11 protein-coding genes are annotated in these 13,019 nt (G+C 48.2%); 10 read left to right on the forward strand and 1 reads right to left on the reverse strand.

The features are described from left to right. Nucleotides 1-98 precede the first annotated feature (98 nt). The 10 genes from PO771_RS07440 (at nt 99) to PO771_RS07485 (ending at nt 11,821) form a co-directional block, all read left to right on the forward strand. Nucleotides 99-1,613 (forward strand): class I adenylate-forming enzyme family protein, encoded by a 1,515-nt coding sequence (locus tag PO771_RS07440; protein ID WP_272562629.1) that lies wholly within the window; start codon nt 99-101, stop codon nt 1,611-1,613. Nucleotides 1,614-1,844: 231 nt separating this feature from the next. Then, the gene (locus PO771_RS07445; RefSeq protein WP_272562630.1) at nt 1,845-2,600 is read left to right on the forward strand and encodes an IclR family transcriptional regulator; all 756 of its coding nucleotides are present in this window, start codon (nt 1,845-1,847) and stop codon (nt 2,598-2,600) included. A gap of 21 nt (nt 2,601-2,621) precedes the next feature. Then, nucleotides 2,622-3,317 (forward strand): 5-oxoprolinase subunit PxpB, encoded by a 696-nt coding sequence (gene pxpB / locus PO771_RS07450; protein ID WP_272562631.1) that lies wholly within the window; start codon nt 2,622-2,624, stop codon nt 3,315-3,317. Then, nucleotides 3,302-4,279 (forward strand): 5-oxoprolinase subunit C family protein, encoded by a 978-nt coding sequence (locus PO771_RS07455; protein WP_272562632.1) that lies wholly within the window; start codon nt 3,302-3,304, stop codon nt 4,277-4,279. Before pxpB ends, PO771_RS07455 begins: the two co-directional genes overlap by 16 nt. Nucleotides 4,280-4,290: 11 nt before the next feature. Further along, nucleotides 4,291-5,049 carry a 5-oxoprolinase subunit PxpA gene (gene pxpA / locus PO771_RS07460; RefSeq protein ID WP_272562633.1) on the forward strand — a complete coding sequence of 253 codons (759 nt, stop codon included), beginning with the start codon at nt 4,291-4,293 and terminating at the stop codon, nt 5,047-5,049. A gap of 28 nt (nt 5,050-5,077) precedes the next feature. Further along, nucleotides 5,078-6,268, forward strand: a complete 1,191-nt coding sequence (locus tag PO771_RS07465; protein ID WP_272562634.1) for an NRAMP family divalent metal transporter — start codon at nt 5,078-5,080, stop codon at nt 6,266-6,268. A gap of 25 nt (nt 6,269-6,293) precedes the next feature. Then, nucleotides 6,294-7,085: a putative hydro-lyase gene (locus PO771_RS07470; protein WP_272562635.1), complete on the forward strand. Its 792-nt coding sequence runs from the start codon at nt 6,294-6,296 to the stop codon at nt 7,083-7,085. Nucleotides 7,086-7,195: 110 nt separating this feature from the next. Next, nucleotides 7,196-9,310 carry a sigma 54-interacting transcriptional regulator gene (locus PO771_RS07475; protein ID WP_272562636.1) on the forward strand — a complete coding sequence of 705 codons (2,115 nt, stop codon included), beginning with the start codon at nt 7,196-7,198 and terminating at the stop codon, nt 9,308-9,310. A gap of 159 nt (nt 9,311-9,469) precedes the next feature. Continuing rightward, nucleotides 9,470-10,615, forward strand: a complete 1,146-nt coding sequence (locus PO771_RS07480) for an acyl-CoA dehydrogenase family protein (protein ID WP_272562637.1) — start codon at nt 9,470-9,472, stop codon at nt 10,613-10,615. Between the two features lie 24 nt (nt 10,616-10,639). Further along, a complete protein-coding gene (locus PO771_RS07485; protein ID WP_272562638.1) occupies nt 10,640-11,821 on the forward strand; it encodes a thiolase family protein in 1,182 nt (393 codons plus the stop codon). 322 nt (nt 11,822-12,143) lie between these two features. Here PO771_RS07485 and PO771_RS07490 read toward each other — a convergent pair whose 3' ends face one another. Beyond that, a complete protein-coding gene (locus PO771_RS07490) occupies nt 12,144-12,998 on the reverse strand; it encodes a fumarylacetoacetate hydrolase family protein (protein ID WP_272562639.1) in 855 nt (284 codons plus the stop codon). Between the last annotated feature and the right edge of the window lie 21 nt (nt 12,999-13,019).

Consider the following 13,019-nt stretch of genomic DNA (forward strand, 5'->3'; position numbering starts at 1 on the left):
TCATACAGGATGATTTGGACTGGCATAATCTTTGCTTGTTTAGAGTAAAGAAAGAAGTAGATGTTAAGCGCTTACAAAGTAGTGGGAGGAGAATGGACATGTTACTTTCAAATGTATTGCAGCAGCATGCTGTGAGGCAGCCGGATCGACTGATTACCGTTTTTCAAGGACGTGAAACAAGCTATGCGCATATGCAGGAGAATTGCCGCCGTCTAGGGGGATATTTTCATAGACAGGGGCTTGTTCAGGGTGATGTTGTTGCTCTGTTGCTCAATAACTCAGATTCGTTTGTAACATGCTATTTCGCTTGCCAGTTTGCCGGGCTTGTTGTACTTCCGATTAATACTCGCCTTGCTCCGCGGGAAATCGAATACATCCTGAATCATTCAGAAGCTCGCATGCTTGTGTATGATCATGATTTGTCAGGGATCGTTGAACAGGTGATTCCACAGGTGCCGCATTTGCAGCACTTCGTTCACGTAGGAGAAGGCGGAGGTGGATTTGAGCTGAACGAGGCGATCAAGCTAGGAGGCGAGATTCCGAAGCTTCAGCAGCAGGAAGATGATACCGCTGTCATTTTTTATACGTCTGGCACAACCGGGAAGCCAAAAGGGGTAATGCTCACCCATCGCAATTGTGTGGCGGTTGCATCTATGTGGAACGAGGCGCTTGGCATGCAGAAGGAAGATCGTGTCATGATTGTCGCACCGCTGTTCCATTGCGCAGCAGCGCACGTTTTTATGCTACCGCTGATTTATGGGGGCGGGACACTTGTGATTGAATCAGGGTTTCATCCGCAGGGGACGATTGAATCGCTGCAGAAGAATGAAGTGTCCATCTTCTTTGGTGTTCCAGCCATGTATATGATTTTGTTAAACACACCTGGCATTGAAAGCATGGAAGTTCCAAACCTGCGCAAATTTATGTACGGGGCAGCGCCAATGCCGTATGAATTAATTAGAAGAATTAAGCAGCTATTCCCGCAGACTGGAGTGCAAAATTTGTACGGTCAGACCGAAAATTCACCAGGTACGACCACATTAGGGGATGAGCATGCATTAAGTAAAGCTGGATCAGTAGGGAAACCACTTCCGCGCAGCGAGGTGCGCGTTGTGGACGAAGAGGGGAACGAAATGCCGATTGGACAAGTTGGAGAGATTGCGATTAAAGGCGATCATGTAATGAAAGGGTACTTGAAAAATCCGGAAGCGACAGCGCTTGCGATTCGAGGTGGCTGGCTGTTCAGTGGGGATCTGGGCAAGCTGGATGAAGAAGGATTTCTGTATATTGTTGACCGCAAAAAAGATATGCTGATTCGCGGCGGTGAAAATATTTATCCGATTGAGGTCGAAGAAGTATTGTATGAGATGCCGGAAGTGCTCGAAGCGGCTGTCGTCGGCGTACCGCACGAAGTATACGGTGAGATTCCCAAGGCATGCGTTGTTGTAAAGGATGGGTATTCGCTGACTGAGGAGCAGGTGGTATCGTTTTGTCAGGAGCGTCTAGCGAAGTATAAGGTGCCAACTCTCGTAGAATTTGTGAGTGAGCTGCCGCGCAATGCAAGTGGGAAAGTGTTGAAAACAGTTTTGCGTGGAGAGATCAAGTTTTCGTAAAACCGTAAGATGTAGGAAAGCCGTTGACTTGGAGTCGGCGGCTTTTTGCTTGTTATGGAACGTGTAAATAAGTGAGAGAGAGAAGGTAAATAATTAGCATTGTAAGCTTTTACAAAAAAATTCTAGATAAAATTTTATTTATACGCTTGTTTTTTTATTCGGATAATTCTATCATGATAGTATAATCCAAAAACGGAATCGATGTTCCGAAATTCGGAACGAAAGGATAGTATGAGCGCAAACAAAACAATTATTAAATCGCTAGATGTATTGCAATTATTTTATAGTCATAAAGAGCTTAGCTTGCAAGAAATGGTAGCGCTTTCAGGCATGCCTAAAACATCGCTTCATCGCTTGCTTGGATCATTGGAAGAAATGGGATTTTTGCAGCGGAATGAAAGCGGATTGTATGAGCTGGGACTAATCTTTTTACGATTGGGTCATCTTGTGGCGGAGCGGTTGGATATCAGGAATGTTGCTTTGCCAATTATGCGACGTGTACGTGATGAATTGGAGGAGGCTGTAAACCTTGTTGTTCGTGATGGGGACGATGTGATCTATATTGAAAAGGTTGATACAAGGCAGCCTGTTCGTGTTTATACCCGGATCGGACGACGAGCCCCACTGTATGGAGGCGCCTGCCCGAGAGCTTTGCTTGCCTTTTTAACCGATGATGAACGGAGTCGCTACATCGATCAGGTAGATCTGATCAAAGTTGCATCTGGAACGATTACGGATCGAAATCAGTTGAAGACGATAACGGAAGAAGCAAGAGAAAAGGGATACACAGTCAGTCACTCTGAACTGGAAGATTACTCATCTGCGGTAGGGGCTCCGATTTTCGATTATACGGGAGGTGTTGTCGCCAGTTTGAGTATTGCAGGATTGACAACACGGTTTAGTTCTGACCGCTTGCCGTTGCTGATCGAGAAGGTGCAGGAAGCAGCGACGGAAATCTCGGAGAAGCTAGGCTGGGTACAAAAATAGCACGGAAGGAGGAGAAGGAACATGCGATATTTTTCATTAGGAGACACCGCGGTTGTGGTGGAGTTTGATACGGTTATCGGGTCATCCTCTCATGAAAAAGTTCGGCTGCTGTCGTTGTATCTCGATCAGTACCCGTTTTTGGGAATGATTGAATATATCCCGGCTTTTACAACGGTGACCGTATTTTATGACCCGTTTGTTTTGCGATATGCAGAGGCGGAGGCGGAGTTGGAGCGGGCTGTATCACAGGTGGAACATCTATCATTGAAACAGAAAGCGCGTACAGTGGAAATACCGGTATGTTATGGAGGGGAATTCGGACCCGATCTGGAGGATGTTGCATCGCATAACGGGCTGACAGCAGAAGAAGTAGTACGCATCCACAGCGGCGGAGAGTATCTGGTCTATATGATCGGTTTTGCACCAGGATTTCCATATCTAGGCGGCATGTCTGAGCGGATTGCAGCACCGAGACGCTCATCCCCGCGCCTATCAATTCCAGCAGGAACGGTTGGAATTGCCGGGATGCAGACTGGGGTATACCCAATTGAGACACCGGGCGGCTGGCAGCTGATTGGTCGGACGCCGGTTCCGCTATTCCGTCCAGATCGGAACCCTCCGACATTGTTGATGGCGGGGGATGTGATTCGCTTCCGACCGATTACACAGGACGAATATGAAAATTGGGAGGGGGATATTGTATGTGTATCCGGGTAAAGAAGCCGGGGCTGCTTACAACCGTACAAGATACCGGGCGCTTCGGACTTCAGAAGTATGGTGTGCTGGCAAGTGGTGCCATGGATACGATGGCGCTTCGGCTGGCTAATCTTCTAGCAGGCAATGAGGAGCAAGCAGCAGCTCTTGAGATTACGCTCTTAGGGCCTGCGCTTGTCTTTGAGAAAGCGACGCTTGTTGCGCTTGCGGGTGGCAATCTTTCTCCTGCTGTTGACGGTATGCCCATACCACTCTGGCGACCTGTATACATACCTGCAGGAAGTACGCTGACATTCGGAGGCGCTGTGTCAGGATGCCGGACGTATCTCGCAGTCGCTGGCGGGATTTGTGTACCAGATGTGATGGAAAGCCGAAGCACGTATTTGCGAGCTGGAATCGGCGGATTTCATGGACGGGCACTTCAGGCGGGAGATGTGCTCAAGACAGGAGAGAGCACGGGCTGGTTGAAAGCGCCATCAGATGAGGCTGTCGTTTTGCCGTGGGGAGTTAGTCATGAGCTTCGTCCGGTATACGAGGAGAATCCGGTGCTTCGTGTTGTACGTGGACCAGAATTCGAGTGTTTTGCAGAAGAGAGTAAGCAGAAGTTCTGGAAGGAGCCATTCCGTGTCACACCCCAGTCTGACAGGATGGGGTATCGGCTGGCAGATGTGTCGCTAGAACTGACCGAGCCGCTTGAGATGGTATCGTCAGCTGTTAGTTTCGGAACGATTCAGGTGCCGCCGGAAGGAAATCCAATTGTGTTGCTGGCAGACCGGCAGACGGCTGGCGGATACCCGCGTATCGCTCAGATTATTAGTGTGGATCTGCCGTTGATTGCTCAGGTAAAGCCAGGCGGATACGTACGGTTTGAAGAAGTTTCACTTGAGGAAGCGCAGGCGCTGTATGTGAAGCGGGAATTCGACATGAAGCAATTCAAGCAGGGATTGACTCTGCAAGTTCGATAGGAGGGATTTGCATGTACAAGGTAGACATAAACTGTGACATGGGGGAGAGCTTTGGCGCATACCGGATGGGGACAGACGAAGAGATATTACCGTTCGTTACATCGGCGAATATCGCCTGTGGGTTTCATGCCGGTGATCCATCCATCATGAAGAAAACGGTGGCAGCGGCGCTTGCACACGGGGTTGCAATCGGGGCGCATCCTGGATTGCCTGATCTGGCAGGATTCGGACGCCGCAATCTCGATCTAACTCCGGAGGAAGCATATGACATTGTCGTCTATCAGGTTGGTGCCCTCTATGGATTCGTTAAGGCGGTAGGCGGGAAGATGCAGCATGTTAAGCCGCACGGCGCACTCTATAACATGGCCGCTAAAAATCGTGCGTTGTCAGATGCGATTGCGCAGGCGGTATATGATGTAAACTCGGAGCTGGTGCTGTTCGGCCTATCGGGCAGTGAATTAGTTAAAGCTGGTCAGGCAGTGGGGCTTCGAACTGCACATGAAGTGTTTGCGGATCGGACATATCAAGTGGATGGGTCACTGACTTCGCGCCGGGAAGTAAACGCACTCATTACAGATACAGAGGAAGCAGTCGAGCAGGTCATTCGCATGGTAAAAGAAGGTGCCGTTCGCTCCGTGCAGGGACAGGACGTAGCGATTCAGGCGGATACGGTATGTATTCATGGCGATGGTGCGCATGCGCTTGCATTTGCCCGAAGCATTCGGCAGCTGCTGGGGCAGGCGGACATCGCTGTCCAATCGATCATATAAAGAAGGCATCTTAGAAGGGGGAAGTAGTATGGGCAAAGAAAGTAGAACAAGTGTGTTGCTGGGCGCTGCATTTTTGATGGCGACTTCCGCAATTGGACCTGGATTTTTAACACAGACAACGGTATTTACCAGCAAGCTTGGTGCAAGTTTTGGTTTTGTCATTCTGATGTCGATTTTGCTTGATATCGGAGCTCAGATGAACATTTGGCGCATCATTGCGGTTTCTGAAAGACGGGCGCAGGATATTGCGAATATGGTATTGCCTGGCCTTGGTTATCTGCTTGCGTTTCTCGTTATAGTCGGCGGTCTTGCATTTAATATTGGGAACGTCGGTGGTGCTGGTCTTGGTACGAATGTAATGTTTGGCTTATCCCCTGAGAAGGGTGCGCTTTTGAGCGGGGCAATCGCGATTGGGATTTTCCTCATTCGAGAAGCCGGGAAAGCGATGGATCGTTTTGCACAGCTTGCGGGTGTTGTTATGATTCTTCTTATGATTTATGTGGCTGTGACATCTCATCCTCCGGTTGGAGAGGCTGTTGTTAAATCGTTTGTGCCAGATAAAATTGATATGCTGGCCATTGTGACACTAGTAGGTGGTACGGTAGGCGGTTACATTACATTTGCAGGTGGGCATCGTCTCATTGATGCCGGAATTAAAGGGCGTGATGCACTGCCAGAAGTAACGCGCAGTGCTGTATCAGCAATCGGTATTGCATCAATCATGCGGATTTTTCTGTTCCTAGCTGCGCTTGGTGTTGTTACGCAAGGATTGGCACTTGATCCAGGTAATCCACCAGCCTCTGTGTTCCAGCATGCTGCAGGGAATATCGGATATAAACTATTTGGGATCGTAATGTGGGCTGCTTCGATTACATCCGTAATTGGCTCTGCTTATACGTCAGTATCTTTCATTCGGACGCTTAGCCCGGTGATTGAAAAATATGAACGAGCTATTATTGTAGCGTTTATTGTGATTTCTACAGCTGTATTTGTTATGATTGGCAAGCCGGTTAAAGTCCTCATTCTCGTTGGTGCGCTTAACGGTCTGATTCTTCCGCTTGCACTTGGCGTGATGCTGGTGGCGGCACACCGTAAAAATATTGTCGGAGATTACAAGCATCCGATGTGGATGACTGTATTTGGTCTTTTCGTTGTGATTGCGATGTCCTATATGGGCTTTAAGACATTAACGACAGAACTTCCGAAATTGTTCTTATAATAGGCAGCAGGGGGGAGCAACGAATATGCATCATGCTTCATTGTTTACACCGGAAGAAGCGCGCGCGCTGATTCGCACAGGGGAATGGACGCGTCCTACATCGGGTATGGCGGCTGGCTACACGCAGGCAAATATGGCGATTTTGAAAAAAGAGCTGGCGTTTGATTTTCTACTGTTTTGCCAGCGAAATCCGAAGCCGTGTCCGGTGCTGGATGTGACGGAAGTCGGTTCACCGGTGCCGAAGTTGATCGCTCCGAACTCTGACCTGCGTACAGACCTGCCAGGTTACCGGATTTACCGGAACGGGGAACTGACTGAAGAAGTGACGGACATTACACCGTACTGGGAAGACGATATGGTAGCATTTCTAATTGGATGCAGCTTTACGTTTGAGCGGGCGATGCTCCAGAATGGTCTTCCGGTTCGCCATATTGAGGAGAACTGTAATGTAGCGATGTATAAAACAAACATTCCGTGCGTGAAGACCGGTCATTTCGAAGGTCCGATGGTTGTAAGTATGCGTCCACTTCCAGTGCGTGATGTTGTACGAGCGGTGCAGATTACAAGTCGTTTTCCAGCAGTACATGGAGCACCGGTGCATATCGGTGACCCGTCCGCGATAGGGATTGCCGATATTAATCGCCCTGATTTTGGAGATCGGGTTACGATTAAGGATGGGGAAGTACCTGTGTTCTGGGCTTGCGGTGTGACACCACAAGCAGTGGCAATGCATGTGAAGCCGGAAATTATGATTACGCACGCGCCGGGTCATATGTTTATCACGGATATGAAAGAAGAGCATTATAGCGTTTTATAAAGGATACGTAAAAACGTGCAGCCCTTATTTACGAGGAGAGGGCTGTACGTTTTTTGTTTTCCAAAAAACCTGTATATGTGTGGTTTCTACCGTATAATAAGAGCATACATATGATTCATAGAATAGGTGTGATAGCTGTGATTCAATTACGAGAGATTATGACGCCTGTGACCGACTATTTGAGTCAGGCAAGCACGCTAGAGCAGGCGATCACTATTATGAAGCGAAAAAAATGGAACATTGTCCCGGTAACCGATCAGGATGGACGCTTACGTGGTGTATTTACACGCAGCATTCTCTATCAAATGGTACTTGCAGGACACCCCTTGCATACGCCGATTCATCCGTTTATGAAAAAAGATGTGGTAGCGTTTTCAGTCGATACGCCGTATGACATCATCGAAAAGGTTGTAGAGAATAGTAATGTCGGCTCCGGGGTTGTGCTTGACAGTGAGCAGCGTCCTATCGGTTTGATTACATCGATTGATATTGCCCGGACATTGCTTCTTACAAGCTACTCGCTGCGGGAACAGCTTGAAGCGATACTAGCTACGTCACAGCTAGGGGCGGTTATGACCGATGAACAAAACCGGGTTATTTTTGTGAATGCACGGTTTTGTGACATGCTCGGCTGTGTAGAGAAACAGATCATTGGGTGCAACATAAAGGATGTAATCCCGGATATCCATACAACTGAAGTACAAGAGATGGAACAAGAAGTTCACCAGCGAATTGCAGTAGGAAATTATCGTACGATTGTTCGTCTGTCCAAATATAAGACGGTCAAAGGACAGGAAGGGTTTATCGCTCTGTTTCAGAATATTTCGGAAGTAGAGCGAATGGCAGAAGAACTTGAATCGGTCAAGCGTTGGAAATCGATGCTTCAGACCGTAATCGATAAAGCGTACGATGGCATTGTGATGATTAACCAACAGGGCCGTATCTCATTCGTAAGCCCGTCTCTTATTGAATTGTTTGAGCTTGACGAATCCAGGACGATTCATCAAGCGATTGATGGCGTATTGCCGCAGCTTGGATTAACACGAGTTATCAAAAGTGGACTTGCGGATATAAGCGATTTTATGGAAGTAAACGGCATTCAGTATATCGTACATCGGATTCCGGTTTTGCAAGATCAGCATGTGGTAGGTGCGATCGGAAAAATTATGTTTCGCCAGCTACAGGAGGTGCGAGAGCGCTTCAAACGATTTGATCGTCATGAAGGGAAAGACAGCATGACGAGACAGCAGCGACGGCAGACGGAATCATCCCGTTTTACGTTTGATGAGATCATCACGGGCGATTATCAGATGGAGAAGCTTGTGCACAGCGTAAGCAAGGCGGCAAAAGGGCGTTCGACGATTTTAATCCGGGGGGAAAGTGGGACTGGCAAAGAGTTGTTTGCCCATGCGATTCATAGTATCAGTCCGCGTGAGGAAAAGCCGTTTGTAACGGTGAATTGTGCTGCGATCCCAGAGCACCTGCTGGAATCAGAATTTTTCGGCTATGAGGAAGGGGCGTTTACTGGGGCGAAGCATAAAGGGAAAGTCGGCAAATTTGATCTTGCACATGGTGGGACGCTGTTTCTTGATGAGGTGGGGGATATGTCACTTCCACTACAGGCGAAGCTGCTGCGGGTATTGCAAGAAGGAGAGTTCTATCGGGTAGGGGGAACGGATCGCATTCATGTCGATGTGCGGATTATTTCTGCGACGAATCGCCCGCTTGAGGATATGGTAGAGAAGGGGACATTTCGTGAAGATTTGTTTTACCGCCTGAATGTCATTTCGTTCGAGATTCCTCCTTTACGTCTGCGAAAAGGCGATATTCTTTTATTATGTGAGTTGTTCATTAAGGATTTAAATAAGAGTAACGGAACGAGTGTGACGAGCATTGATGCGGAGGCACAGCGAGTGATGCTCGAATATGAATGGCCAGGGAATGTGCGGGAATTGCGCAATGTGTTAGAGCGGGCCATGGTATTTGCTGAATCGGGAAAAATCCAGCTTGCTGATCTGCCGGATTATGTGTTGAAGAAAGCATCGCTGCCGAGTAGCCAGCTCCCTGTTTTGCAGCATAATTTGTTAAACAAGGCCGAGCAAGATACGATTCAGATGGCTTTGCAGAAAACAAACGGCAATAAATCGCAAGCAGCTCGCTTGCTGGGCATCAGTCGCTCTGTTCTGTACGAAAAATTAAAGAAGTATCAGATAAACTGTCTGTAATCGAGTCATCTCCTGTTTTGTATGTGTCCGGATTTAAAACATATTGTCCGAAAAACTACCGCTAGGATAGGAGAGTACGAGGGTTTTCCTGCTGGCATGGAAGTTGCTTTTGTATGTAGGTACAGGCAAATAGCAATGATCATGTTTGGAGGGAGACACATGGCAGGCAGATACATGCAGGAAGAACATAAAATATTTCGAGATGCGTTTCGTAAATTTTTGGAGAAGGAAGCGTATCCACACTATGACACGTGGGAAAAAGACGGTATCATTCCCCGCGAATTCTGGACGAAGCTGGGGGAGAACGGATTTTTATGCCCGTGGCTGGATGAACGGTATGGTGGGCTAAATGCGGATTTTGTGTATGAAGTGATTATTAACGAAGAATTAGAGCGTGTTGGATCGAGCTTGATCGGAGTGGGGCTGCATAATGATATTGTCGTTCCGTATCTTGATACATTCGGAACCGAAGAGCAGAAAGAGCGCTGGCTTCCTGGCTGCATTAGCGGGGAGCTAATTACGGCGATTGCGATGACGGAACCAGGGGCGGGATCAGATCTGGCCGGAATCCGGACAACAGCGGTGCGCGATGGTGACCACTACATTCTAAACGGAGAGAAGACGTTCATTACAAACGGCATTCACGCTGATCTGGTCGTTGTCGTATGCAAAACAGATCCAGCGGCTAAACCGGCGTATAAAGGTATTAGCCTGCTCGTCGTAGATCGCAACACGCTGGGCTTTTCACGCGGCAAAAAGCTGGATAAAGTCGGGTTGCACAGTCAGGATACGGCGGAGCTTATTTTTGAGGATGCACGTGTTCCGGTACAGAACTTGCTGGGGGAAGAAGGCCAAGGCTTCTATTATTTGATGGATAAGCTGCAGCAGGAGCGGTTGGTTGTAGCTATCGCTGCACAAGTTGCTGCCGAGGAAATGCTGAAGCTGACAATGGAATACGTCCAAAATCGCAAAGCGTTTGGCCAGTCGATTGGTAGCTTCCAGAATACCCGCTTTAAAATTGCAGAAATGGCAACGCAGATCGAAATTGGACGTACATTCCTAGATGATCTTATCGTCAATCATATGGCAGGCAAAGATGTTGTTACACAAGTGTCGATGGCGAAATGGTGGGTCACTGACATGGCAAAGCAGGTCGCGTCTGAATGCATGCAGCTGCACGGTGGCTACGGGTATATGGAAGAATACGAAATCGCTCGCAGATACCGCGATATTCCGGTAGCGGCGATTTATGCCGGTACAACGGAAATTATGAAAACAATTATTGCGAAAAATCTGGGACTATAAAACATAATAATGGAGGGGTTTTGGATGCGCGATGTCGTAATTGTAAGCGGGATGCGAACACCAATTGGTGATTTTTCCGGGGCATTAAAAAGTTTGACTGCGGTAGAGTTAGGGATTATTGCACTGAGGGCAGCGATTGAGAAAGCAGGCATTGTCGCCGAGCAAATTGAAGAAGTGCTTGCAGGGCATGTCTACCAAGCTGGATGTAAAGGGAATCCAGCTCGTCAGGTCGCACTTGGAGCAGGATGCAATGTAGAAACCGTGGCGGCCACCATTAATCAGCAGTGTCCGTCCTCCATCCGGGCAGCGGAAATTCTCGTACAGGAGATTATGCTCGGCAAGGTTGAGATCGGGGCTGCCGTTGGCTTTGAAAGTATGACAAACGTGCCGCATTTGCTGCCGAAAGCACGGGACGGTTTCCGTATGGGTGGCGGAGAAATTGTTGATTCGCTGTTATATGATGCACTTATTGATCCATACAACAATTATCATATGGGCGTAACGGCCGAAAATCTTGCCGAGCAGTATGAGATTTCTCGTACGGAGCAGGATGCGCATGCGCTGCTCAGTCATCAGCGTGCCTGCCAGGCGATTAAAGAAGGAAGGTTTAAAGACGAGATCGTTCCGGTGGAAGTGAAGACGAGAAAAGGAACCGTTGTAATCGACACAGATGAGCATCCGAATCAGGATACTAGTCTCGAATCACTTGCAAAGTTGCGCCCGGTGTTCAAAAAAGACGGAACGGTGACAGCTGGCAATGCATCCAGTCTGAATGACGGAGCAGCCGCCCTTATTATTATGTCTGCGGATAAAGCAAAAGAACTTGGGCTCAAGCCTCTTGCCCGTATCGTGGCAACCGCATCTGCGGCGGTTGATCCGAAGGTGATGGGGATCGGTGTCGTTCCAGCGGTTGATCGTGCGCTCAAGTTTGCGAATCTGAGCGTAGGGGATATTGACTATTGGGAGGTTAATGAAGCATTTGCCGCCCAGTTCCTTGCGGTGAACAGGGAGCTGAAGATTGATATCGAGAATGTAAACGCAAATGGCTCCGGTGTATCACTTGGTCATCCGGTCGGTTCGACAGGTGTTCGGTTGCTGGTGACGTTACTTAATGAAATGAAGCGCCGTGGTGTTCGATACGGCTGTGCGTCTTTATGCGCAGGTGGGGGTCCTGCGGCAGCTATGATTGTGGAGGCGCTTGAGTAGCACAATAGATGCGGGGAGTCCACCTGTTTGATGGGTGGGCTTTTTTGCGATTCCAGACTTTGGTGGTGGGAGGGGGAGAAGAGAGAATCTGTTCGCTTCGGTACGCTTTGCGGGGAAGTGTAGACTGTCCGCTCCAGGAGCCCAATGAACTCGCCTGCAAAGAAAAGCCCCACGACGTTTTTTTCATGAGAGGATTGCAGGCAAAGGCCCGTTCATTGTTCTCCTTCCGCTGAGGAGAAAGCGTACAGGCGCTTTCTTGCTTCTCTCTTCTCCTCCTCCACTACACGTTGGATAATATCAACCATCAAGAACAAGCTTTTAGCTACACTAACACATTCGTCAACGTCCCAATTTTTTCGATGGAAACCGCAACCGTATCCCCTGGCTGGAGCCACTTCTGCTGACCTTCCGGATATCCAAGGATAACTCCCTCCGGCGTACCAGAGTAAATGATATCGCCAGGCTGCAGTGTCATATGGTGTGATACATAACTGATGATGGCGGCACAATTAAAAATCATGTCTTTCGTATTAGCAGACTGGCGCACTTCTCCATTTACTGTGCATTGAATATGCAAATTCCCGGCATCGCCTACCTCATCAGCGGTGACCAGATAAGGTCCGACGGGAGCGAATTGATCGCATGTCTTGCCGAGCAGCCACTGACCGGAGCGGAATTGGAAATCACGGGCGGAAAGATCGTTGCCTGCACTGTAGCCATATACGTACTGGAGTGCCTCTGCCTCTGACACATCTTTTGCTGTTTTTCCGATCACAATCACAAGCTCTGCTTCATAATCGATTTTTTCGGAGTCGCGAGGGATACGGATTGGTTCTTGATGAGCAGCTAATGCGTTTGCAAATTTGCTAAACAAAACAGGTGAGGCCGGAATCTGCATATTTGATTCTTTCGCATGGCTAATGTAGTTTAGACCTACACAAATAATTTTTTCTGGCTTTGATACAATCGGTGCGTAGCTAATGTTTGTTTCATCTATGTACGAAAGATTCTGGTAATTCAGTAGAGATTGTAGCTGGGCAAGCCCAGCATCTCCTTGTTCAATTAATTGTTCCATCGTAAGATTTTCCTTAAGAGCAGCACATACATCAATGATTCCGTATTCTGTTTTGATTCCGAGGTGAATTTGAGCGTTTCGTTTAAAGTTTAAAAGTTTCATTAGTTCTCTCCTTTTTCGTTG

Origin of the sequence: Aneurinibacillus uraniidurans (genome assembly GCF_028471905.1) — a bacterium.
GTDB lineage: Bacteria > Bacillota > Bacilli > Aneurinibacillales > Aneurinibacillaceae > Aneurinibacillus > Aneurinibacillus uraniidurans.

Bases quoted from the DNA above. Each gene is read 5' to 3' on its own strand.
- PO771_RS07440 (WP_272562629.1), top strand. From the start codon at position 99: ATGTTACTTTCAAATGTATTGCAGCAGCATGCTGTGAGGCAGCCGGAT.
- PO771_RS07445 (WP_272562630.1), top strand. From the start codon at position 1,845: ATGAGCGCAAACAAAACAATTATTAAATCGCTAGATGTATTGCAATTA.
- pxpB (WP_272562631.1), top strand. From the start codon at position 2,622: ATGCGATATTTTTCATTAGGAGACACCGCGGTTGTGGTGGAGTTTGAT.
- PO771_RS07455 (WP_272562632.1), top strand. From the start codon at position 3,302: ATGTGTATCCGGGTAAAGAAGCCGGGGCTGCTTACAACCGTACAAGAT.
- pxpA (WP_272562633.1), top strand. From the start codon at position 4,291: ATGTACAAGGTAGACATAAACTGTGACATGGGGGAGAGCTTTGGCGCA.
- PO771_RS07465 (WP_272562634.1), top strand. From the start codon at position 5,078: ATGGGCAAAGAAAGTAGAACAAGTGTGTTGCTGGGCGCTGCATTTTTG.
- PO771_RS07470 (WP_272562635.1), top strand. From the start codon at position 6,294: ATGCATCATGCTTCATTGTTTACACCGGAAGAAGCGCGCGCGCTGATT.
- PO771_RS07475 (WP_272562636.1), top strand. From the start codon at position 7,196: ATGATTCATAGAATAGGTGTGATAGCTGTGATTCAATTACGAGAGATT.
- PO771_RS07480 (WP_272562637.1), top strand. From the start codon at position 9,470: ATGGCAGGCAGATACATGCAGGAAGAACATAAAATATTTCGAGATGCG.
- PO771_RS07485 (WP_272562638.1), top strand. From the start codon at position 10,640: ATGCGCGATGTCGTAATTGTAAGCGGGATGCGAACACCAATTGGTGAT.
- PO771_RS07490 (WP_272562639.1), bottom strand. From the start codon at position 12,998: ATGAAACTTTTAAACTTTAAACGAAACGCTCAAATTCACCTCGGAATC.